We start from the raw sequence: 20,918 nt of genomic DNA, 5'->3' as shown, positions 1-20,918 counted from the left end.
TGCCGCCCGGCGGGCCGCGAGACGGTCAGGCACCCGCCCTCATCGTCGGCTGGATCTGGCGACGATGAGCCGCTGCACGACGACGAAGACGAGCAGCAGCGCGCCGATCGAGATGCGGGTCCACGACTGGTCCGCGCCGAGGAACGAGATCACGGTCTTGATGGTGCCGTAGACGAACACGCCGATCATCGAGCCGACCACGAATCCGCTGCCGCCGGTCAGGAGCGTGCCGCCGATGACGACCGCCGCGATCGTGTCGAGCTCGGTGCCGATGCCGTTCAGCGGATACGACGCGCCCGTGTAGGCGGTGAAGACGACGCCGGCGAGGCCGGCGCAGAGTCCGCTGACGACGTAGACGAACAGCTTCGTGCGCACGACCGGCAGGCCCATGAGGCGTGCCGACTGCTCGTTGCCGCCGATCGCGTAGATCGTGCGGCCGAACCGCGTGTAGTGCAGCACGAGCGCCCCGACGAGCACGACGGTCAGCGCGATGATGCCCGTGGGCGTGAGGTAGAAGCCGCCGGGCGCGCCCTGCAGCCGCGTGGACTGCAGCCACAGGATCGCCGGATCCTCGACCTTGATCGAGGACAGGCTCACCATGAACGCGAGGCCGCGTGCCGCGAACATCGCCGCGAGCGAGGCGATGAACGGCTGCACGTCGAAGAACAGGACGAGCACGCCGACCGCGAGCCCCATGGCCGCGCCGACCAGCAGCATCACCGGGATCGCGATCGCCGACGGGAGACCCGTGCTCAGGAGGCTGGCCCCCAGCATCCCCGTGAAGGCCATCACCGCGCCGACGGAGAGGTCGATGCCGCCGGTCAGGATGACGAAGGTCATGCCCACGGCGAGGATCAGCAGGTACGCGTTGTCGAGCAGCAGCGCCGACAGCACGCGCGGAGTGAGGAAGTTGCCGAAGTAGAGCTGCGCTCCCACGAGCATCACGATGAGGATGACGAGCGCCGCGAACACCGGGATCCACGAGGCGTGGCGGTGCCGGAAGCGCGTGAGGCTCTGCTGCAGGGCGGAAGAGCGCGAGTCGGTCGCGGTGAGCGTGCTCACGAGGCCACCTCCACCTTCGGTGCGGACGATCGTCGGATGCTGCGCCCCAGCCTCGTGAGATGCTCCCTCGTCCTGGGCGACTGCACCAGCACGACGATCACGACCACGATGGCCAGGAAGAGCGGGCTCACGGCGGGCGGGACGCCCAGGAACGTGATGGTCGACTTGAGCGTCTGGATCGTGAAGACGCCGACCACGGTCCCGGCGATGGAGAACTTGCCGCCCATCAGCGAGGTGCCGCCGAGCACGACCGCGAGGATCGCGTCGAGCTCGATGTAGAGGCCGGCGGCGTTGGCGTCGGCGGCCATGATGTTGGAGCTGTACAGGATGCCGGCGAGCCCCGCGAGCAGGCCGCTCGCAGCGTAGGCGCCCCAGATGATGCCGCGCGAGCGGACGCCCGCGAGCCGGCTCGCCTCGGGGTTGATGCCCACCGCCTCCGTCAGCACGCCGAGCGCTGTGCGGCGCTCGAGCAGCGCGACCACGGCGATCGCGGCGAGCGAGACGTAGAAGGCGAACGGCAGACCGAACTGGTACCCCTGCGCCATGAAGCGATACGGCTCGCTGTTGATGGTCGTGATGAAGCCGCCGGTGATGAGCAGGGCGATGCCGCGACCGGCGAGCATGAGCACGAGCGTCGCGATGATCGGCTGCACGCCGACGATCGCGACCAGGAACCCGTTCCACGCGCCCAGGACGAGGGCGACCAGCACGCCGAGGCCGATCGCGATCATGACGGTCGGCAGGCCGTTCGGGTCGCTGGAGCCCGAGATGAAGGTCAGCGCGACCGCGCCGGACACGGCCATGATGGCGCCGACGGAGAGGTCGATGCCGCGCGTCGCGATGACGAGGGTCATGCCGAGGGCGACGAGCATCAGCGGGGCGCTGTTGCGGAGGATGTCGATGAGCGGCCCGTACAGCTGGCCGTTCTGCACGGTGATCGAGATGAACGACGGCCGCGCGATGGTGTTGATCACGATCAGGGTCAGCAGGGCGGCGATCGGCCAGAACAGCCGGTGCTTCAGGACGGTCTTCATGCGGCGCTCTCCGGCGTCTGGCGAGACGGCGTCGTCTCGGGGGATTCCTGGGCGATGACCGCGACGAGGTCGTCGACGGTCGTGTCGGTGGAGTCGAGTTCGCTGATCTTACGACGATCGCGCATCACCGCGATGCGCTGCGAGATGCGCACGACCTCCTCGAGCTCCGACGAGATGAACACGACGGCCAGCCCCTGCGCCGACAGCTCGGCGACCTTGCGCTGGATGTCGGCCTTCGCGCCGACGTCGATGCCGCGGGTCGGCTCGTCGAGGATGATCAGCTGCGGTGCGGTGGCCAGCCAGCGTGCGAGCAGCACCTTCTGCTGGTTGCCGCCCGACAGATTGCGCACGAGCGCGTTCGGATTCGCGGGGCGGACGCCGAGCGCCGAGATGTAGTCGTCGACGACGGCGGCCTGCTCGGCCTTGCTGATCTTGCGGAGGGCGCCGCGCTTGGCCTGGATGCCGAGCACGATGTTCTCGGCGACGGTGAGGTCGGCCACGATGCCCTCGGCCCTGCGGTCCTCCGACGAGAACGCGACGCGCCGGTCGATCGCGTGGCGCGGCGTCGTGATGCGGGCGTGCGCGCCGCGGATCTCGGTCTCGCCGCTGTCTGGGCGGTCCGCCCCGTACAGCAGCCGGACGAGCTCGGTGCGGCCGGAGCCGAGCAGTCCGGCGATTCCGACGACCTCGCCGTCGAACACGTCGAGGTCGACCGGCTCGAGCACCTTCTTCTTGCCGACGCCGCGCGCGCGGAGGACGGGCACCGCGTCCCGGTCGATCTCGCGCTCGGACGTGCGGGAGATCGCCTCGAGCTCGTCGAGCTCTCGGCCGATCATCTGGGAGATGAGCTCGCCGCGGGGGAGGTCGGCGGCGAGGTGCTCGCCGACCAGCTTGCCGTTGCGCAGCACGGTGAGGCGGTCGGAGATCTCGTACACCTGGTCGAGGAAGTGCGTGACGAAGAGGATGGCGACGCCGCGGTCGCGCAGGTCGCGGACGACGGCGAACAGCTGCTCGACCTCGCCGCGGTCGAGGCTCGACGTGGGCTCGTCGAGCACGAGCACGCTCGCCTCGGTCACCATCGCGCGGCTGATCGCGACGAGCTGCTGCAGCGCGATCGAGTGGGTGCCGAGCAGCGACCGCGTGTCGATCCGCACACCGAGGTTCTCGAGGTGTGCGGCGGCCTCGCGATGCGTCGCCTTCCAGTCGATGCGGCCCCCCTGGCGCATCTCGTGGCCCAGCATGACGTTCTCTCCGACGGAGAGGTTCGTGCAGAGATTGACCTCCTGGTACACGGTCGAGATGCCGGCGGCCTGCGCGTCGGCGGTCGAGCGCAGCACGCGCTCCTCGCCGCCGACGGTGATGGTGCCCGCGCTGATCGTGTAGACGCCCGTGAGCGCCTTGATGAGCGTGGACTTGCCCGCTCCGTTCTCGCCCATGAGGGTGTGCACCTCGCCGCGCCGGAGCGTGAGGTCGACGCCGTCGAGGGCACGCACACCGGGGAACTCGACGGTGATGCCGCGCATCTCGACGACGGACGGCTGAGTGGTTTCGGCGGACATGTCGCGCCCTTCCGTGCAGGTCTCCGCCGGGACCGGGAGGTGGTCCCGATCCCGGCGGAGAGGATTGTCGCTGGTGGGCGTCCGATCAGTACGGACGCGAGTCCAGGACCTCTGCCGCCTGCTCCTGCGTGAACGACTGGTCGGGCACGATCGTCTTCTTCTCGACGTCTTCGCCGGCGAGGACCGCCTTGACCAGATCGGCTGCCTTCTCGCCGAGGAGCGGGTTGCACTCCACGATGAAGTTGAACTCGCCGTTCGCCAGGGCCGTCATGCCGTCCTTGACCGCGTCGATCGTCACGATCGTGATGTCCTTGCCGGGGGTGAGGCCGGCTGCCTTGATGGCGTCGAGGGCGCCGAGGCCCATGTCGTCGTTGTGCGCGAACAGCAGGTTGATGTCATCGCCGTACTTCTGCAGGAAGCCCTCCATGACCTTCTTGCCGCCGTCGCGGGTGAAGTCGCCGGTCTGCGAGTCGAGGGTGGTGATGTCCGAGCCCTCGATCGCGGCGCCGAAGCCCGTCGCACGGTCGAGTGCGGCCGAGGAGCCGGTGGTTCCCTCGAGGATCACGAGGTTCGAGCCGTCGGCGTTCTCGACGGCCCATTCGCCGGCGGTCTTGCCCTCCTGCTCGAAGTCGAGGCCGACCCAGCTCGCGTAGAGGTCCTCGCTGGCCGAGACGGTGCGGTCCTCCAGGATGACCGGGATGCCGGCATCCTTCGCCTCGGTGAGCACGTCGTCCCAGCCGTCGACCGTGATCGGTGCGATGACGATCGCGTCGACGCCCTGGTTGATGAAGCTGCGGACGGCGGCGATCTGCGCCTCCTGCTTGTTGTCAGCCGCGTTGAACTTGAGGTCGAACCCGTTCTCCTTGCTGAAGGCCTCCTTCATCGACTCGGTGTTCGCCGAGCGCCAGCCCGACTCCGACCCGGTCTGGGCGAAGCCGACGGTGATGAGCTCGTCGCCGCCCTCTTCGCCGTTGCCGCCGGTTCCGTTGCTGCTCGAGCAGCCGGCCGCGACCAGCGTCAGCGCGCCCAGCAGCGCAGCGCCGGCAAGAAACTTCTTGTTCATGCTGTGAACCTCCTCGTTCATGGATCGGCGTCGGTGCCGACCGGTGGGCGGGTGGTCGAGATCGACCCGCTGGCTTGAATGTTAGCCTTCACAATCGAGGGCCGCGCAAGTTGTGAGCGATAACATTTCGGTAACGCGCCAGGCGGACAGGGGCAGCGGCACCCTCGTCGAACCGGGGTGATGCCCGCGTTCCCGTGAGCGATCACATTTCGCCCGCACCCCTTGCTGTCCCTCACCGCCCTCGCGCTCTCAGCCCGCTGTCGTCGAATCCACCAGGTCCTCGCCGAGTCCACCACTCCGGGGAACCGGAACGTGTGGGTTCGCCCGTGAACCTGTGGATTCGGCGGAGGCTCGGCGGGCGCCGCCGTGCGTCAGCGGAGCGGGAGGGATGCGGCGGCGCGACGACGCCGGGCCAGCGTGGCGTCCGCGACGCCGGCCGTGAGGACCACCGCTGCCGCGACCACCGGCGCCAGCAGCGCCGTCTCGGTGCCCGAAGTCTCGGCGATCAGCCCAGTCAGTGCCGAGGATGCCGACTGCCCGACGACGACGGCGGAGCCGAGCATCGTCATGACCGTCGCAGAACGGCCCGCAGGACTGCGGCCGGCGGCGAGGCTGTACTGGGTCACCATCGTCGGGCCGATCCCGATGCCGATGACGAGGAGCGCAAGAGCCATCCCGGGCACGCTGCCGACGAACGGCAGGGCGAGGGTTCCGGCCAGCAGGATCCCGGCGAACACGAGCCACCGGGCGCCGAGCCGGAACCGCGCGGGGAACGCCGCGACCGCCAGCGCGAGCGCGGCGGAGCCGATGCCCATGGCGCCGTAGACGAGCCCGGACTGCTCCGCCACCCCGCGGTCGCCCATGAAGGCGGTGAGCGAGGTCAGCATCCCGCCGAAGAACATGCCCATCCCGAGTGCGCCGGCCACGGGCAGGAGCACCGCAGGGCTCACGAGCGCCCTGGCGGGTGCCCGCTCCGTCGAATCGGCGCGGACGGACACCGCGGCGGACGCGGTCGGGTGCAGCGCGAACGCGGTGACGAACACCGCTCCGAGCACCGCGGCTCCGATCACGGGGGCCACGGGGTTCATCGTGGTGGCCAGCAGGCCGACGATCACCGGACCGAACACGAACACGATCTCGTCCGCGGCCGACTCGTAGGCCATGGTGCCGTTGACGGCCTTGGTGCGCCGGTCAGCGGGGAAGGCGCGCCCGATGATCCCGACGAGGCGGCTGCGCGACAGCGGCGCGACCTGCGGCATCGTCGCACCGATCGCGAACGCGAGAGCCAGCAGCATCCCGTCCGGTGCGGGGGAGAACGCCACCCACGCGAGTGCGACCAGCAGGAGGCTGTTCGCCGCCCCCGCCACGAGGAGCACGCGTCGTTGGCCGAACCGGTCGGCCGCGGCGCCGAGCAGCGGCCCGAACAGGGCCGTGCCGAGCCCCGTCATCGCCGAGGTCGCGCCGGCGAGGGCGAGCGAGTCGCGGGCCGACACCACGAGGGTGAGGATGCCGACCACCATCATGGCGAACGGCAGCCGCGCGATCAGCGCGAGCGGGAAGTAGGGGAATCCGGTCTCGCGAATGAGACTTGCAGGGCGAGGCGCTGCGATGGTCGTGTGCATGAGGGTCCTGTGCGTCCGCCGCGGCACGCGGCATGTCGTGCCGCCTTAGCGGGAGCCAGGTAGTTGCACATTCCGGAAACGACCAGCCTACCGCGCCCTGCCCCACCGAACCCTGGACGCCTGGTCAGCTTCGCGCAGGCACCCACACCCGCATCGTCGACGGTCCGCGGTTCGCCCAGTCGTGGTACGCCACCAGCGGCACCTCGACGGTGTCGGACGGGTGCGCCCCGGCGCCCGCACGGTACGGCCACGGGTCAGCCCCCGACCGTGCCGAGCCGACCCGCACCCACACCCGGCCGTCTCGCTCGGTCGGCGCGACGCTCACGTCGACCACCGCGTTCGAGACGTCGTCATCGGGCGCCGCGGCGAGGTCCACGGACTCGAGGGCGAGCACCTCCGGCCCGCGCTCGACGGCCACGCAGCCGCGGACGGCGTCGATCCGCGGGTCGGGCTGCACGAAGCGCGGGGCGATCGGCAGGCTGAGCTCGATGGTGTCGCCGGCGCGGAAGGCCCGCCGCACGGTCACCCGATCACCCTCGGCCACGGCATCGTCCGCCCCGGCGACGCGGGCTCCCTCCGCCCACGCCGGCACCCGGAGCGTGAGGGACCACGGCGCGTCGGAGTCCTCGACGACGACGACGCGGATGCTGCCGCTCACCGGATAGTCGGTCTGCACATCGAACGCGACCCGTCGCCCGTCGGCGAGCACCGTGCGCACCTCCGCCGGCGCGAACTGGTGCAGCTGCACGCCGTCGTCGTCCGCGGTGGCGAGGTAGGCCCCCAGGCTCGCGAGCGTCCGCGCGACGTTGGGCGGGCAGCACGACACGTCGAACCACGGCGCACGCAGCGACGACGATGCCCGCGGCGAGGTCTCGTCGGGGTCCGCGGGAGCACCGGGCACCCGCTGGTGCAGCGTGTTCGCGTAGTAGAACGAGCGGCCGTCGGCGCTGGGCGAGGTGGCCACGACGTTGTACAGGGTGCGCTCGATGAGGTCGGCGTACCGCTCGTCGCCGTCGGCGAGCAGCATCCGCCACGAGAACATGATCGAGCCGATGCCGGCGCAGGTCTCCGAGTAGGCGCGGTCGCTCGGCAGCTCCCAGTCGTCGCCGAAGGCCTCGTCCTGGTGGTGCGACCCCTGGCCGCCGGTCAAGTACGTGCGTCGCGCCACGGTGCGCGCCCACTGCCCGCGGAGCGCGTCGAGCAGCTCGCCGTCGTCGCCGTCCACCGCGACGTCCACGGCCCCCGCCGACAGGTAGTTGGCCCGGACCGCGTGCCCGCGCAGGACCTCGGCATCGCGCACCGGGATGTCGTCCTGGTAGTACGAGCGCCCGTACTCGATGTCGGCGAGCGTGCCGCGCCCGCGGCGCTCGACGAAGAGCGCGGCCTGGGCCGCGTAGCGCTCGTCTTCGGTGGCGCGGGCGAACTCGGCGAGCCCCACCTCGATCTCGGCGTGGCCGCAGACGGCGTCGCGGCCGTCCGGCCCGAACTCCGCGCACACCAGGTCGGCCGCACGGCGGGCGATGCCGGCCAGGCCGTCGTCGGCATCGGGGCGGGTGCGCAGCCGCGCGACGGCCGCCTGGAACAGGTGCCCGAGGCAGTACAGCTCGTGGCCCCACTCGAGGTCGGACCAGCGGGCGCCCTGCCCGGGGCGGCCGAAGTGGGTGTTCAGGTAGCCGTCGGGCTCCTGTGCGGCCGCGACGCGTCCGACCACCTCTCGGAACCGTGCCTCGAGGGCGTCGTCGCCGGTGCGGCCGATCTCCCAGGCGAGCGCCTCCAGGTACTTGTAGACCTCGGAGTCCGCGAACTCGCGACCCCGCCGGCCGGCGGGCAGCGTTCCGGCCGCGGCCAGGTCGAAGTTCGGCAGCCAGCCCTCCGACTCGAGGCGCTCCCCGACATGGGCGATCGTGGCTGCGCCGTTCACGGACTGGCGGGTGCCCCAGAAGCCACCGGTGATGCGCACCTCGTCGAGCCCGAGCGGGCGCAGCCTGCCGGTCGAGGGGGCGACCGGAGCCGCGGGTGCAGTGGAGGTGGAGGTGGTCATCGTCATCCCTTGAAAGCGCCGGACATGAAGCCGCGCACGTAGTGCCGCTGGAGGATCAGGAAGAGCAGGATGCAGGGCAGCGCGAGCACGACGACTCCGGCCTCGGTGGCGCCGTAGTCGATCACGCCCTGCACCTGGACGCGGAGGTTCGCCACCGCCAGGGGCAGCGTCATCCGGTTGGTGTCGGTGATGAGGATCAGCGGCGCCATGAAGTCGTTCCACGCCGCGAGGAACGCGAACATGCCGACCGTGATGAGCCCCGGCTTCACGGCGGGGATCAGCACGCGCCGCAGCGCGCCGAACGTCGTCGCCCCGTCGACCATGGCCGCCTCGTCGAGCTCGCGGGGGATCGATTCGAACGAGATGCGCATCATGAACATCGAGAACGGCAGCTGGAACATCGTCAGCACGATCGCGACGCCGACGAGCGAGTTGCTGAGCCCGACCATGTTGAGGATCACGTAGAGGGGGATGAGGAGTGTCGCGTACGGGACCATCAGGATCGCCAGCACCGTGAGGAACAGCAGGTTCTTCCCCGGGAACGAGAACCGCGCGAAGGCGTAGCCGCCGAAGGTCGACACGACCAGGGTGAGCAGCACCGTCAGCAGCGCGACGAACGCGGAGTTGCCCAGGTACACCCAGATGCCGGCCTGGTAGTTGGCCAGGGCGACGTAGTTGCCGAACCCCCAGCCATCGACCTGACTCGTGCCCGGTCGGGGACCGACCGACGAGACGGCGGTCCAGATCAGCGGGTAGAGGAAGATGATCGCGAGCGCCGTGGTCAGCACCCAGTAGGGCACGCCGAACACGATGCGGGCGGCGGGGGAGCGCCGCCCGGCGCGGCGGCGGGGCTCCGCGACCCGGAGCACGTCGGTGGCGGTGGGGACGGTCTGGGCGGTCATGGCGGCCGGCCTCTCAGTTCTCATCCGTGCGGCGGAACGCGCGCAGCTGGAAGACGTTGATGACGACGAGCGCGAGCAGCACGATCACCGACAGCGCGGCGGCGATGCCGAGGTCGTTCTGCCCCTGGAACGCGACGTTGTAGATGAGCTGCACGATGGTCATCGTGCTGTTGTCCGGGCCGCCCTTGGTGAGGATGTAGAACTGCTCGAACGCGAGCAGCGATCCGGTCACGCACAGCACGATCGTGAGCGCGAAGGTAGGTCTCAGCAGCGGCACCGTGATGGTGCGGAAGGTCTGCCAGGTGGAGGCGCCGTCGATGCGGGCAGCCTCGTACACCTCGTCGGGGATCGACTGCAGCCCGACGAGCATCAGCAGCATGTAGAAGCCGGCGTACCGCCAGACGATGAGGAACACCGTCGACCACAGCGCGCCCTCCGGTGTGCCGAGGAACGTGAACCCCCACGCCTGCATGAGATCGGCGAAGGGTCCCGCGTAGGGGGAGTAGAGCACGTAAAAGAGGAGGGATGCCGAGGCGAGCCCGAGTGCGCTCGGCACCAGGAACGCGGTGCGCAGGAACGACTTCCACCTCGTCGACTCCTGGACGAGCAGTGCGAGGCCGAGGCCGAGTCCGATCAGCAGGATCGTCGTGACGACGGTGTACTTCAGGGTGAACCAGATCGAGTCCCAGAACAGCCGGTGCTGCGTCGCGTCGACGTAGTTGTCCGGGAAGTTCCAGCCGCGGTTCCCGGCCAGCAGCGGCCAGTCGGAGGCGGACATCTGCAGCACGAGCAGCAGCGGCAGCAGGAAGACGAAGCCGACGAAGATCGCGGTGGGCGAGGCGTACAGCCAGCCCTGCAGGGCGTCACGGCGGGCGCGCTTCGAGCGGCGCGGCGGGGTGAGGGTCGACATGGGTTCTCCGTGGGGATGGTGGGGCCGGGCGGCGGCGTCGCCCGCCGCCCGGCCGGGGTGACGCGGGATGTCGCCCGCGTCACCCCGGTGGGATCACTGACCGAGGATGTCGGTGATGCCGTCGTTGTCGGCGTCGACGGTGTCGGTGCCTTCGAGCACGGCGTTGCGGACCAGTGTCAGCCACGGGCTGCCCGGAGCGTTGAACGCCTGCTGGAAGTTCATCGCCACCGGCGTGTCGCCCTGGCCGGCCACCTCGTTGATCGTGACCAGACGGGGGTCCTTCGCCGCGAACTCGTTGTCGGCGAAGTCCGAGCGCGAGACGACGTCGTTGTTCTTGGCGAGCACCCCGACCTGAGCGTCCTCCGACATCAGCCAGTTGAGGAAGTTCCACGCCTGGGGCGACTTCTTCGAGTCCTTCGAGATGCCGATGCCATCGCCACCCACGAACGTGGACGCGCCGCCATCGACACCGGGGATGCCGGCGACGCCCGCATCGAAGGGCGTGGACGACAGCAGGGTCGCGGGGTAGTACATCAGCCCGACATTGCCCTCGGTGAAGCCCGCGGTCCAGGTCGGACCCGCCTCGTCCTGCGAGCTGGGAAGCACGGCGCCCGACTCCCACAGGTCGTTCCAGGTGGAGTAGACCTCCTTGGCGGCGTCGTTCGCGAGCAGCGACTCGCGCCCGTCCTCGCTGAGCACCTCCTCACCCGATGCCCAGATGCTGGGGAACCATGTGAAGACGAGGCAGCCGCCGCAGTTCAGGCCGGTGGCCGTGCCGTAGACGCCCTCCTTGTCGAGCGCCTGGACGGCCTTGGCCGCATCGGCGAACTCGGCCAGGGTGGAAGGCGCCTTCTCCGGGTCGAGGCCGGCCTCTTCGAACAGCTCCTTGTTCCAGAACAGCATCGACAGGTCGAGCACGAACGGCAGCACGTGCTCCTTGCCGTCGCTGGTTCCCGCCGACAGGTGGCCCTTGTTGATGGCGTCCTTGTAGTCCAGTGCGTCGATCTGCGCGCTGATGTCCTGGAACAGGCCCTGCTCGACCCAGTTCGGCACGTAGACGATGTCGGCGGCGAACAGATCAGGCAGACCGCTCGAGCCTGCGGCGGCGCCGACCTTGGCGACGTAGTCGTCGTTGGGGACGACGGTCAGCTCGACCTGGTTCTCGTGGCTGGCGTTGTAGGCGTCGACGAGCAGGTTGGCCTGCTTCTCGAGCGGCGCGCGCGTCCACAGGGTGAGCGTCGAGCCGTCGTCGACTCCCTCCGGGCCGATCGACTCGGCCGGTGTGCTGGTCTCACCGCTGCCGGCGCACGCGGCGAGTCCGCCGATCAGCGCTCCGGCGGTGATGATCGCCGCGAGCGATCGCGCGGTGGCGCGTCGGCGTGGCTGCGTTGTCATGCTGTCTCCTCTTGCTCATCGTTGAGCGGAAGCCCCCGGGTGGTGCCGGGCTGACCGCTGTGCAGGGGGGATTTTCGAAACCTCCGAAATCCCTTTCGGGAAGGTATCGTGAGTTTCTGCGCGCGGTCAAGGCCTCGCGCCGATAACGTTTACGGCACGAGGAGGTGGCACATGTCGACGAGCGAGGGCGCCGGGCGCACCTCCACCCTGAGCGATGTCGCCCAGCGGGCCGGAGTCTCCATCGCCACCGCGTCCAAGGCGCTGAACGGGCGGGGCGACGTGGCCCCGGCGACCAGGGTCAGGGTGCTCGAGGCGGCGGAGGCGCTCGCCTTCACCCCCAACGCGATGGCCCGCGGACTGCTGGCGGGGCGCACCGGAACGGTCGGGCTCCTCACGAGCGACCTCGAGGGCCGCTTCATGATCCCGATCCTGATGGGTGCGGAGGATGCGTTCGGCGCGGGCCAGGTCAACGTCTTCCTGTGCGACGCCCGCGGCGACGCCATCCGTGAGCAGCATCACCTCAAGGCGCTGCTGAGCCGGCGCGTCGACGGCATCATCGTGGTCGGCCGCCAGACCGACCCCCGCCCGTCCCTCGGCCAGGAGATCCCGGTGCCGGTGGTCTACGCCTACGCGCCGTCCGACGACCCGCGCGACCTCTCGCTCACTCCCGACAACTACGCGGGCGGCCGCATGGCCATCGAGCACCTGCTCGCCTGCGGGCGCACCCGCATCGCGCACGTCTCCGGCGACCCCGCCTACGCGGCCGCGCAGGACCGCCTCGCCGGTGCCCGTGCCGCGCTGGAGGCTGCGGGACTGCAGCTGGTCGGCACGCCGATGTTCTCCGAGTGGTCGGAGCCATGGGGTCGGGACGCGGCAGGGATGCTGCTGCAGCAGCACCCAGACATCGACGCCGTCTTCTGCGGCTCCGACCAGATCGCCCGCGGCGTGATCGACACGGCCCGCGAGCTCGGGCGCACGGTGCCCGACGACCTCGCGGTGATCGGGTACGACAACTGGGAGCTGCTGGCCACCAACTCGCGGCCAGAGCTCACCACCATCGACGCCAACCTGCAGCAGCTCGGCCGGCAGGCGGCGCAGCGCGTGTTCGACGCGATCGACGGCATCGACATCGGCGAGGGCGTGCACCACCTGCCGGTGCGCCTCGTGATCCGCGGCTCGACGATCGCCCGCCGCTGAGCGCGCCGCCCGCCCGGCTACCCTGTGGACCATGGGTGAGATGACGCGTCGCGTCGGCGTGCGCGAGGTCGCGCAGGCCGCGGGTGTGTCGACGCAGACCGTGTCCCGGGTCATCAACGCCCACCCGAACATCCGCGACGACACGCGTCGCCGCGTGCTCGAGGCGATGGCCGCGCTCGACTACCGCGTCAACAACGCCGCCCGTTCGCTCGGCACCGCGACCACCCGCACTCTCGGGGTGATCGCGTCGGATGCGACGCTGTACGGACCGGCGGCCGCCATCGCCGCCCTGGAGACAGCCGCGCGTGCAGAGGGCCGCTGGATCGCCACCGCCTACGCCGATGCCGAGGACGCCGCATCCGTCGACGCCGCGGTCGCGCACGTGCGGGCACAGGGTGTCGACGGGATCATCCTGGTCGCACCGCATGCCCGTACGCTCGCCGCGCTGACCGCAGCGCCGCTCGAGGTGCCGCTCGTCGCCATGCACGCCGGCGACGGCGCGGCCCGGCAGCGGGCGGGTGCGGCGCTCGCCGTCGCGCACCTGGCAGGACTCGGGCACCGTCGCATCGCGCGGCTGGGCGGGCCGGCGGACTGGGTCGAGGAGGCCGCCCGTGCGGAAGGGTTCGACCATGCGGTGCGCGCGCACGGCCTGCACGTCGGTGCGCGCTGGGCGGGCGACTGGAGTGCGGCTGCCGGCGCCGCCCTCGCGCCCGAGATCGCGGCCGCACTGCGGGCTCCGGGCGGACCGACCGGCGTCGTGGTGGCCAACGACCAGATGGCGCTCGGCCTCATCGCGGGCCTGCGCACTGCGGGCGTCGACGTGCCGGGCGATGTCAGCATCGCGGGGTTCGACGACAACCCCGACGCCGCGTTCTACCGCCCCGCGCTCACCACGGTGCGGCTCGACCTCGCCGGCGAGGCGCGCCGGTGCGTCGGCGCGGTGCTCGGCGAGGCGGAGGTCGCCGCATCCGCCCCTCCGGTGCTCGTGGCGCGGGCCTCGACCGCGCCCGCGCCCTGACCCCACCCGTCCCCCCAGCCGTTTACGGACGCGACGCGCCGCTTGGTCTGTCGCCGACGCGGCGTGTCCCGTCCGTAAACGGGTTGGGGGAGGGCGGAGTCGAACTGGCACGACCGGATTGTTACCGGTAACATCGTGGAGAATGGCGGATGCTGCATCCGCCCCAGGAGACCAACGGAGGCCACCCGTGACCAGCACCGCAACGCCGAGCGGCGCCCCGACGTCCCCCGATCAGCTCTCCGCAGCCGCCCGTGACGCGATCGTGTCAGGACGTGCGAGCCTCGGCATCGAGTTCGGATCCACGCGCATCAAGGCCTGCGTGATCGGCGACGACCCGCAGAGCGTGCTCGCCGTCGGCAGCCACGAGTGGGAGAACCGGTTCGAGGGCAGGCTCTGGACCTACGCCATCGACGAGGTCTGGTCCGGCCTCCAGGCCGCCTACGCCGACCTGACCGCCGACATCGAGCGCCGCTACGGGGTGCGCCCGGAGGCGTTCGCCGCCATCGGCGTCTCGGCGATGATGCACGGCTACCTCGCCTTCGCCGAGGACGACGAGCTGCTGGTGCCGTTCCGCACGTGGCGCAACACCAACACGGGTGCCGCGGCCGCCGAGCTCACCGAGCTGCTCGGCACGAACATCCCGCTGCGCTGGTCGATCGCGCACCTGCACCAGGCGGTGCTCGACGCCGAGCCGCACGTCGCCGACGTGGCCCACGTCACCACCCTCGCCGGCTACGTGCACTGGCAGCTGACCGGGCGCAAGGTGCTCGGCGTCGGCGACGCCTCCGGCATGTTCCCGATCGACCCGGCCACGCGCGACTACGACGCAGAGCTCGTCCGGCGCTACGACGGCCTCGCCGCCGGGCGCGTCCCCGCCCTGGCCGAACTGCTCCCCGAGGTGCTCGTCGCCGGCCGCCCGGCGGGCGAGCTCACCGCGGCCGGCGCCGCACTGCTCGACCCGACCGGCGCGCTGCGCCCCGGCATCCCGCTCTGCCCGCCCGAGGGCGACGCCGGCACCGGGATGGTCGCCACCAACGCGGTCGCCCCCCGCACCGGCAACGTGAGCGCGGGCACCAGCATCTTCGCGATGGTCGTGCTGGAACGCCCGCTCACCGCGGTCCACCACGAGCTCGACCTGGTCACCACCCCCCTCGGCGACCTCGTCGCCATGGTCCACTGCAACAACGGCGCGAGCGAGCTCGGCGCCTGGGCCGGGCTGTTCGGCCGCTTCGCCGAGGCCGCCGGTCAGCCGCTCGCCACCGACGCGGTGTTCGAGGCGCTGCTCGGTGAGGCCGTCGCCGGCGACGCCGACGCGGGCGGCCTGCTCGCGTACAACCACCTCGCCGGCGAGCCGATCGCCGGCCTCGACGAGGGTCGCCCGCTGTTCGTGCGCACCCCCGAGAGCCGCCTCACCCTCGGCAACTTCATGCGCGCCCAGCTCTACGGCGTGTTCGGCACCCTCGCGCTCGGCATGCGGGTGCTCGACGGCGAGGGCGTCGCCCTCGACCGGATGTTCGCGCACGGGGGGCTGTTCCGCACGGCAGGCGTCGCCCAGCGGATGCTGGCTGCCGCCCTCGACGCCCCGGTCGCGGTCGGCGACACCGCCTCCGAAGGTGGCGCCTGGGGCATCGCGGTGCTCGCGTCCTATCTCGCGCACGCCGACGAGCTCTCGCTGACGGACTACCTCGACGACCGTGTCTTCGGCGGTGCCCGCATCGACGTCGCCGACCCCGATCCGGCCGATGTCGCCGGGTTCGCCGCCTACCTCGACCGCTACCGCGCCGGCCTCGCCGTCGAGGCGGCGGCGGTCGCCGCCCTCTGACTCCACCCACGACCCAGCGAAGGAACACCATGGCCCGCACTCCGCTCAACTCCTCCCTCGACGGCTACGAGGTCTGGTTCGTCACCGGCAGCCAGAACCTGTACGGCGAGGAGACGCTGCGCCAGGTCGCCGAGCAGTCGCAGGAGGTCGTCGCCGGCCTGAACGGCCTGCCGGTGAAGGTCGTCTGGAAGCCCGTCCTGAAGGACTCCGACTCGATCCGCCGCCTCGCCCTCGAGGTCAACGGCCGCGACGACGTCATCGGCGTGATCGCCTGGATGCACACGTTCAGCCCCGCCAAGATGTGGATCGCGGGCCTCGACGCGCTGCAGAAGCCGCTGCTGCACTTGCACACCCAGGCCAACGTCGAGCTGCCCTGGCAGGACATCGACTTCGACTTCATGAACCTCAACCAGGCCGCGCACGGCGACCGTGAGTTCGGGTACATCCAGACCCGCCTCGGCGTCGCCCGCAAGACCGTGGTCGGACATGTGTCCAACCCCGCCGTGCAGCAGCAGATCGAGGACTGGCAGCGTGCCGCCGCCGGCTGGACCGCCGCGCGCACCCTCAAGCTCGCCCGCTTCGGCGACAACATGCGCTACGTCGCCGTCACGGAGGGTGACAAGACCGAGGCCGAGCTGCGCTTCGGCGTGCAGGTGAACACCTGGGGCGTGAACGAGCTCGCCGAGGCGGTGGATGCCGCATCCGACGCCGACGTCGACGCCCTGGTCGAGGAGTACCTGGCCGCGTACGAGGTCGCCCCCGAACTGCTGCCCGGCGCCGAGCGCCACCAGTCGCTGCGCGACGGCGCCGCGATCGAGGTCGGCCTCCGCTCCTTCCTCGAGGAAGGCGGCTTCGGTGCCTTCACCACGTCGTTCGAAGACCTCGGGTCGCTGAAGCAGCTGCCCGGCCTCGCCGTGCAGCGACTGATGGCCGAGGGCTACGGCTTCGGCGCCGAGGGCGACTGGAAGACCGCGATCCTCGTGCGCGTCGCCAACGTGATGGGCTCGGGCCTGCCCGGCGGAGCGAGCCTCATGGAGGACTACACCTACGACCTGGTCGCCGGCGACGAGAAGATCCTCGGCGCCCACATGCTCGAGGTCGCCCCGTCGCTGACCACAGCGAAGCCTCGCCTGGAGATCCACCCGCTCGGCATCGGCGGCAAGGACGACCCGGTGCGCCTGGTCTTCACCGCCGACCCCGGCCCGGCGCTCGTCGTCGCCATGAGCGACATGCGCGACCGGTTCCGCCTGGTCGCCAACGTCGTCGAGAACGTCGAGGCGCCCGACCTGCCCAACCTGCCGGTCGGCCGCGCCGTCTGGAAGCCCGCGCCCGACTTCGCCACCAGCGCGGGCTGCTGGCTCGCGGCCGGCGCCGCGCACCACACCGTGATGACCACCGCCGTGGGCATCGAGGTGTTCCGCGACTTCGCCGAGATCGCCAAGACCGAGCTCGTCGTGATCGACGAGGACACCACGGTCCGCGACTTCCAGCGCGAGCTGCGCTGGAACCAGGCGTACTACCGCCTCGCCCAGGGCATCTGATGGCCCGGACCGCGCTCTCGGGCATCCAGCACTCCCTGAAGGCCGGCGGCTATGAGGCGTCGATCGCCGGGATCGGCGCCTCCCTGCGGAGGCTCGCCTTCGACGGCCGTGACCTCGTCGTGCCCTTCGAGGCCGACGAGGTGCGTCCCGCCTTCCGCGGCGCGACGCTCGCGCCGTGGCCGAACCGCGTGGTCGACGGGCGCTACACGTTCCGGGGCGTCGACTACCAGCTCGCCCTGACCGAGCCGCCGCGCCTGCATGCGCTGCACGGCCTGGCCGCCTGGCTGCAGTTCGAGGCGGTCGACAAGAGCCCCAGCCACGTGACGCTCGCTGCGGTGATCGAGCCGCAGACGTCGTACCCGTGGCGGATCGTCGTCTCGGTCACCTACGAGCTGAGCGCCGATGGGCTGACCCAGACGGTGCTCGCGCGCAATGAGAGCACCGAGACCGCGCCGTGGGGCACCGGCCCGCACCCGTACCTCGTGGCGGGGGAGGGCACGGTCGACGACTGGATGCTGCAGCTCCCGGCCGCGCAGGTGCTGGCCGTCACCGAGGATCGCTTGATCCCGACCGCGCTCGAGCCGGTCGACGCGCACGACGCCGAGCGCTTCGACTGGCAGGTGGCCCGCACGATCGGGGCCGCGGAGATCGACCACGCGTACACGGAGCTCGGCGCGGACGAAGCGGGGCTCACCGTCGTGCGGCTGACCACGGCGTCGGGCTCAGGCGTGGAGATGGTGTGGGACGACACCTGCCCGTGGGTGCAGGTGCACACGGCCGACCTTCCGGACCCGAGCAAGCCGGGGCACCGCGCTGGGCTCGCGGTCGAGCCGATGACGTGCGCGCCCGATGCGTTCAACGACGCGGCGTACCCGTTCGACACCGGCCTGATCGAGATCGAGCCGGGCGAGACAGCCGAGGCGTCCTGGCGGATCGCCGCCATCTGAGGCCGGCGACGCCGTTCTGGTGGCAGCTCGTGCCGCATCTCCCCGGTGAAGGGTCACGAGCTGACACCTCACCCCGCGCGGTCAGTGGTCGTGCGGGGTCTCGGTCAGGCCGTGCCCGGAGTGCGAGGGCGCGAGGCGCCCTGCCTCGGTGGCGCTGAGCGCCGGCGTCACGATCGCGGCGACCAGGACGGCCGCGGCGATCAGCGGCACGAGCCGCGTCCGCGGTGCGGCGTAGCTGGTGCGGCGTGCCCGATGGATGCCACCCCGCAGCGTCAGCCCGCACGCGATCGCGGCGGCGAGCAGCAGCATCCCGCTCGCCGTCACGGCGAACACGCTCGTGCGGCCAGGGTCTGCCGCCATCGCGACGACGAGCGCGACGAGGCCGCCGAGCGCCCCCGCAACACCCGCCCGCGGCGCGATTACGCGTCCGCGGGCGAGTGCCATCGCTCCCCAAGCGATCCCGACAGCGCCGAGGGCAGCCAGGCCCATCCCCCAGGAGAGGCCCGACGTCGCCAGCCCGGCGCCCAGCGCGATCTGGATGAGTCCCGCCCCCCACGCCGACGGGGCAGCCCATGCCGAAGCATCCTGCCCCGTGGCGCTCACCACGGGAGTCTCGACCATCACGCGCTCCGGGGGGTCAGGCCGTGAGGCCTGACGTCTGTTCGCTGCGATCGGCCGCGAGTCCCACACCGAGCAGCACGAGGGCGCTCGCGAGGTGCAGGAAGTGGTCGAACGTGTTCAGCGCGAGAATGTTGAGGCTCGTTCCGACGAGGAAGAAGCCGACGACGCCCAGCACCAGGTAGGCGGTGCCCACGGTGACGTTGGTGGCCTTGGCCGCCCGCACCGATGCCAGTCCGGCGATCAGCAGGGCTGCGCCGATGAGCAGGTGGGCGACGTTGTGGAGCGGGTTGACCTCGAAGATGCCGAGCAGCAGCCCGCCTTCGGTGGCGATGAAGCCGACACCGCCGGTCACGGCGAAGCCGAGCAGACCGACGAGAAGATAGACGGCGCCGAAGATGGTGCCGACGAGGCGGTTCGGTGAGGAGCGCATGGATTCAACCTCCGGTTCTCGCGCGACGGATGTCGCGTCTGAGGTTCTTCGGAGGCCTCCGCCGATCGGTTTGGATCGGATCGGAAAGAGGCGCCCGCGGCACGCGAAAGGCCCCGGAGGTCATCCTCCGGAGCCCCTCGCCCGCGTACCGCCTGAGTCAGGTCAGCTGTCGCGCAGCTTCTCTTTGATCTCGTTGCGCTTCTCGACGGAATCCCGCTCGGCTTCCGCCTTCTTCACATCTGCGTTCGCCTTGGCCTCGTCGACCTTGTCGCCGATCTTGTCCGTGGTGTCTTCCCACGCATCCTGGATCTTGCGTCCGGCCGTCTCGGCCGTTTCCTTGGCGTCGTCCATGAATCCCATGGTCCGCTCCCTTCGTGAAGGACTGTCGTGATTCGACGCTACGTCGACGCCGCTCCAGGAGTCTGGGGCTTGCGTGTCGCCGGGTGGCCTGGTACGTCCGAAGGATGCGCTACGAGACGACACTCTCCCAAGTGGGCAACAACACCGGCATCGAGGTTCCGCCCGAGGTCATCGAGGAACTGGGCGGGGGCAAGCGGCCGCCGGTCGCGGTCTCGGTCAACGGCTTCGAGTACCGCAGCACGGTCGCCGTTATGGGAGGCAGGTACCTCATCGCGTTCAGCTCGGACAAGCGTGCGGCGACCGGACTGAAGGGCGGCGACCCGATCTCGGTCGAGCTCACCCTCGACACGGCTCCGCGCGAGGTCCAGGTGCCGGACGACCTCGCCACGGCGCTGCAGGAAGCCGGCGCGCGTGCCGCATTCGACGCCCTCTCGCCGAGCGCGCGCAAGGCGCACGTGACGAACGTCGAGGGTGCGAAGGCCGCGGACACCCGCGCGCGACGGGTCGAGAAGATCGTCGCGGGACTCGCCTGAGTTCAGCGCACCGGCGTCGTCGTGTCGATCGCCTCCCGCAGCGGGCGGCGCATGAAGGCCCAGTAGCGGGTCGGCAGCACCCGTGCGAGCACGTCCACCAGCCGCGCTTCGCGGCCGACCATCGTGCGGGGCTTCCGGGCGATGGTCGCGTCGACGATCCGCCGCGCGGCGTCCGCGGGCTCGGTGTGGTACATCCGCGCCTGCGCCTGGGCGGCCCGGTCGGCGACGGCCGGATCGATCGCGGCGGCGAAGCGTCCGTGCAGGATGATGCCGGTCTTGACACCCGCGGGGTAGATCGCGCCCACGCTCACCGTCGAGCCCGACAGCTCGTTGCGCAGCGCCTCGGTGAACCCGCGCACCGCGTACTTGCTCATCGCGTACGGGATGCGACCGGCCGGGGCGGCCAGGCCGTAGATCGACACCAGGTGGGTGATGTGCGCGGCAGGCTGCTCGCGCAGCGCGGGCAGCAGAGCCTGGGTGATGTTGACGGTGCCCCACAGGTTCACGTCCATCAGCCAGCGCATCTCCTCCATCGTGAGCTGGTCGATGTCGCCCAGCATGGAGGAGCCGGCGCACGTGATGAGGGTCTGCACGCGCGGGTGGGATGCGGCGACCTCCGCCGCGATCGCCCGCACGGCGGCATCGTCCGTGAGGTCGACCACGTGCACCGTGTGACCGGTGCCCGGCAGCGTCGCGGCCACCGCCGCGAGCCCTTCCGCGTTGCGGTCGAGCAGGGCGATGCGCGCGCCGCGCGCCGCGAGCTGACGGGCGACGTCGGCGCCCATGCCGCTGGCGGCGCCGGTGATGACGCTCGTGGCGCCGTCGACGTCGAGGCGCAGCATCCTGGCCATGGGGGTCCTT

The 20,918-nt window shown here is 71.0% G+C and carries 19 protein-coding genes; 6 read left to right on the top strand and 13 right to left on the bottom strand.

All coding sequences use genetic code 11. The features are described 5' to 3' along the window. Nucleotides 1–39: 39 nt before the first annotated feature. The 9 genes from Microterr_RS12270 to Microterr_RS12230 all read right to left on the bottom strand — a co-directional run bounded on the left by Microterr_RS12270 (nt 40) and on the right by Microterr_RS12230 (nt 11,588). On the bottom strand, nt 40–1,062 hold the full coding sequence (locus Microterr_RS12270) for an ABC transporter permease subunit (protein ID WP_263797651.1): 1,023 nt from the start codon (nt 1,060–1,062) through the stop codon (nt 40–42). Further along, nucleotides 1,059–2,096 carry an ABC transporter permease gene (locus Microterr_RS12265; RefSeq protein WP_263797654.1) on the bottom strand — a complete coding sequence of 346 codons (1,038 nt, stop codon included), beginning with the start codon at nt 2,094–2,096 and terminating at the stop codon, nt 1,059–1,061. Before Microterr_RS12265 ends, Microterr_RS12270 begins: the two co-directional genes overlap by 4 nt. Beyond that, nucleotides 2,093–3,655 carry a sugar ABC transporter ATP-binding protein gene (locus Microterr_RS12260; protein ID WP_263797655.1) on the bottom strand — a complete coding sequence of 521 codons (1,563 nt, stop codon included), beginning with the start codon at nt 3,653–3,655 and terminating at the stop codon, nt 2,093–2,095. The genes Microterr_RS12265 and Microterr_RS12260 overlap by 4 nt, the downstream gene beginning before the upstream one ends. A gap of 85 nt (nt 3,656–3,740) precedes the next feature. Next, entirely contained in the window at nt 3,741–4,718 is a 978-nt protein-coding gene (locus tag Microterr_RS12255; RefSeq protein WP_263797656.1) for an ABC transporter substrate-binding protein, read from the bottom strand. Nucleotides 4,719–5,089: 371 nt separating this feature from the next. After that, a complete protein-coding gene (locus Microterr_RS12250; RefSeq protein ID WP_263797657.1) occupies nt 5,090–6,340 on the bottom strand; it encodes an MFS transporter in 1,251 nt (416 codons plus the stop codon). A 124-nt stretch (nt 6,341–6,464) separates the two neighbouring features. Next, complete coding sequence (locus Microterr_RS12245) at nt 6,465–8,381, bottom strand: glycoside hydrolase family 127 protein (protein ID WP_404810178.1); 1,917 nt, start codon at nt 8,379–8,381, stop codon at nt 6,465–6,467. Nucleotides 8,382–8,383: 2 nt separating this feature from the next. Next, nucleotides 8,384–9,283 (bottom strand): carbohydrate ABC transporter permease, encoded by a 900-nt coding sequence (locus tag Microterr_RS12240; RefSeq protein WP_263797659.1) that lies wholly within the window; start codon nt 9,281–9,283, stop codon nt 8,384–8,386. Nucleotides 9,284–9,296: 13 nt separating this feature from the next. After that, entirely contained in the window at nt 9,297–10,193 is an 897-nt protein-coding gene (locus Microterr_RS12235) for a carbohydrate ABC transporter permease (RefSeq protein ID WP_263797661.1), read from the bottom strand. Nucleotides 10,194–10,286: 93 nt separating this feature from the next. Next, a complete protein-coding gene (locus Microterr_RS12230) occupies nt 10,287–11,588 on the bottom strand; it encodes an ABC transporter substrate-binding protein (protein WP_263797662.1) in 1,302 nt (433 codons plus the stop codon). A gap of 171 nt (nt 11,589–11,759) precedes the next feature. Here Microterr_RS12230 and Microterr_RS12225 point away from each other — a divergent pair, with 171 nt between their 5' ends. From Microterr_RS12225 to Microterr_RS12205, 5 genes are all read left to right on the top strand, one after another. Beyond that, nucleotides 11,760–12,785, top strand: coding sequence for a LacI family DNA-binding transcriptional regulator (locus Microterr_RS12225; protein WP_263797663.1), 1,026 nt, complete (start codon nt 11,760–11,762; stop codon nt 12,783–12,785). A gap of 31 nt (nt 12,786–12,816) precedes the next feature. Further along, nucleotides 12,817–13,803, top strand: a complete 987-nt coding sequence (locus tag Microterr_RS12220; RefSeq protein WP_263797665.1) for a LacI family DNA-binding transcriptional regulator — start codon at nt 12,817–12,819, stop codon at nt 13,801–13,803. A 187-nt stretch (nt 13,804–13,990) separates the two neighbouring features. Then, nucleotides 13,991–15,625, top strand: coding sequence for a xylulokinase (locus Microterr_RS12215; protein WP_263797666.1), 1,635 nt, complete (start codon nt 13,991–13,993; stop codon nt 15,623–15,625). 29 nt (nt 15,626–15,654) lie between these two features. Beyond that, nucleotides 15,655–17,166 carry an L-arabinose isomerase gene (araA, locus tag Microterr_RS12210; RefSeq protein WP_263797667.1) on the top strand — a complete coding sequence of 504 codons (1,512 nt, stop codon included), beginning with the start codon at nt 15,655–15,657 and terminating at the stop codon, nt 17,164–17,166. Further along, the gene (locus Microterr_RS12205) at nt 17,166–18,113 is read left to right on the top strand and encodes an aldose 1-epimerase family protein (protein WP_263797668.1); all 948 of its coding nucleotides are present in this window, start codon (nt 17,166–17,168) and stop codon (nt 18,111–18,113) included. Before araA ends, Microterr_RS12205 begins: the two co-directional genes overlap by 1 nt. A gap of 81 nt (nt 18,114–18,194) precedes the next feature. On the opposite strand, the gene Microterr_RS12200 is transcribed toward Microterr_RS12205, so the two are convergent. The 3 genes from Microterr_RS12200 to Microterr_RS12190 all read right to left on the bottom strand — a co-directional run bounded on the left by Microterr_RS12200 (nt 18,195) and on the right by Microterr_RS12190 (nt 19,515). After that, nucleotides 18,195–18,716 carry a hypothetical protein gene (locus Microterr_RS12200; protein ID WP_263797669.1) on the bottom strand — a complete coding sequence of 174 codons (522 nt, stop codon included), beginning with the start codon at nt 18,714–18,716 and terminating at the stop codon, nt 18,195–18,197. A gap of 34 nt (nt 18,717–18,750) precedes the next feature. Next, entirely contained in the window at nt 18,751–19,164 is a 414-nt protein-coding gene (locus Microterr_RS12195; protein ID WP_263797670.1) for a DUF4383 domain-containing protein, read from the bottom strand. A 162-nt stretch (nt 19,165–19,326) separates the two neighbouring features. After that, nucleotides 19,327–19,515: a hypothetical protein gene (locus tag Microterr_RS12190; protein WP_263797671.1), complete on the bottom strand. Its 189-nt coding sequence runs from the start codon at nt 19,513–19,515 to the stop codon at nt 19,327–19,329. A 113-nt stretch (nt 19,516–19,628) separates the two neighbouring features. Here Microterr_RS12190 and Microterr_RS12185 point away from each other — a divergent pair, with 113 nt between their 5' ends. Then, on the top strand, nt 19,629–20,057 hold the full coding sequence (locus Microterr_RS12185; protein ID WP_263797672.1) for a YdeI/OmpD-associated family protein: 429 nt from the start codon (nt 19,629–19,631) through the stop codon (nt 20,055–20,057). A gap of 2 nt (nt 20,058–20,059) precedes the next feature. On the opposite strand, the gene Microterr_RS12180 is transcribed toward Microterr_RS12185, so the two are convergent. Then, complete coding sequence (locus Microterr_RS12180) at nt 20,060–20,908, bottom strand: SDR family NAD(P)-dependent oxidoreductase (protein WP_263797673.1); 849 nt, start codon at nt 20,906–20,908, stop codon at nt 20,060–20,062. Between the last annotated feature and the right edge of the window lie 10 nt (nt 20,909–20,918).

Origin of the sequence: Microbacterium terricola, from assembly GCF_027943945.1 — a bacterium.
Lineage (GTDB): Bacteria > Actinomycetota > Actinomycetes > Actinomycetales > Microbacteriaceae > Microbacterium > Microbacterium terricola.
Note: the sequence above shows the minus strand (reverse complement) of the source record. Positions and strands in the feature narration are given on the sequence as shown.

Bases quoted from the DNA above. Each gene is read 5' to 3' on its own strand.
- Microterr_RS12265 (WP_263797654.1), bottom strand. From the start codon at position 2,096: ATGAAGACCGTCCTGAAGCACCGGCTGTTCTGGCCGATCGCCGCCCTG.
- Microterr_RS12260 (WP_263797655.1), bottom strand. From the start codon at position 3,655: ATGTCCGCCGAAACCACTCAGCCGTCCGTCGTCGAGATGCGCGGCATC.
- Microterr_RS12255 (WP_263797656.1), bottom strand. From the start codon at position 4,718: ATGAACAAGAAGTTTCTTGCCGGCGCTGCGCTGCTGGGCGCGCTGACG.
- Microterr_RS12250 (WP_263797657.1), bottom strand. From the start codon at position 6,340: ATGCACACGACCATCGCAGCGCCTCGCCCTGCAAGTCTCATTCGCGAG.
- Microterr_RS12245 (WP_404810178.1), bottom strand. From the start codon at position 8,381: ATGACCACCTCCACCTCCACTGCACCCGCGGCTCCGGTCGCCCCCTCG.
- Microterr_RS12240 (WP_263797659.1), bottom strand. From the start codon at position 9,283: ATGACCGCCCAGACCGTCCCCACCGCCACCGACGTGCTCCGGGTCGCG.
- Microterr_RS12235 (WP_263797661.1), bottom strand. From the start codon at position 10,193: ATGTCGACCCTCACCCCGCCGCGCCGCTCGAAGCGCGCCCGCCGTGAC.
- Microterr_RS12230 (WP_263797662.1), bottom strand. From the start codon at position 11,588: ATGACAACGCAGCCACGCCGACGCGCCACCGCGCGATCGCTCGCGGCG.
- Microterr_RS12225 (WP_263797663.1), top strand. From the start codon at position 11,760: ATGTCGACGAGCGAGGGCGCCGGGCGCACCTCCACCCTGAGCGATGTC.
- Microterr_RS12220 (WP_263797665.1), top strand. From the start codon at position 12,817: ATGGGTGAGATGACGCGTCGCGTCGGCGTGCGCGAGGTCGCGCAGGCC.
- araA (WP_263797667.1), top strand. From the start codon at position 15,655: ATGGCCCGCACTCCGCTCAACTCCTCCCTCGACGGCTACGAGGTCTGG.
- Microterr_RS12205 (WP_263797668.1), top strand. From the start codon at position 17,166: ATGGCCCGGACCGCGCTCTCGGGCATCCAGCACTCCCTGAAGGCCGGC.
- Microterr_RS12195 (WP_263797670.1), bottom strand. From the start codon at position 19,164: ATGCGCTCCTCACCGAACCGCCTCGTCGGCACCATCTTCGGCGCCGTC.
- Microterr_RS12190 (WP_263797671.1), bottom strand. From the start codon at position 19,515: ATGGACGACGCCAAGGAAACGGCCGAGACGGCCGGACGCAAGATCCAG.
- Microterr_RS12185 (WP_263797672.1), top strand. From the start codon at position 19,629: ATGCGCTACGAGACGACACTCTCCCAAGTGGGCAACAACACCGGCATC.
- Microterr_RS12180 (WP_263797673.1), bottom strand. From the start codon at position 20,908: ATGGCCAGGATGCTGCGCCTCGACGTCGACGGCGCCACGAGCGTCATC.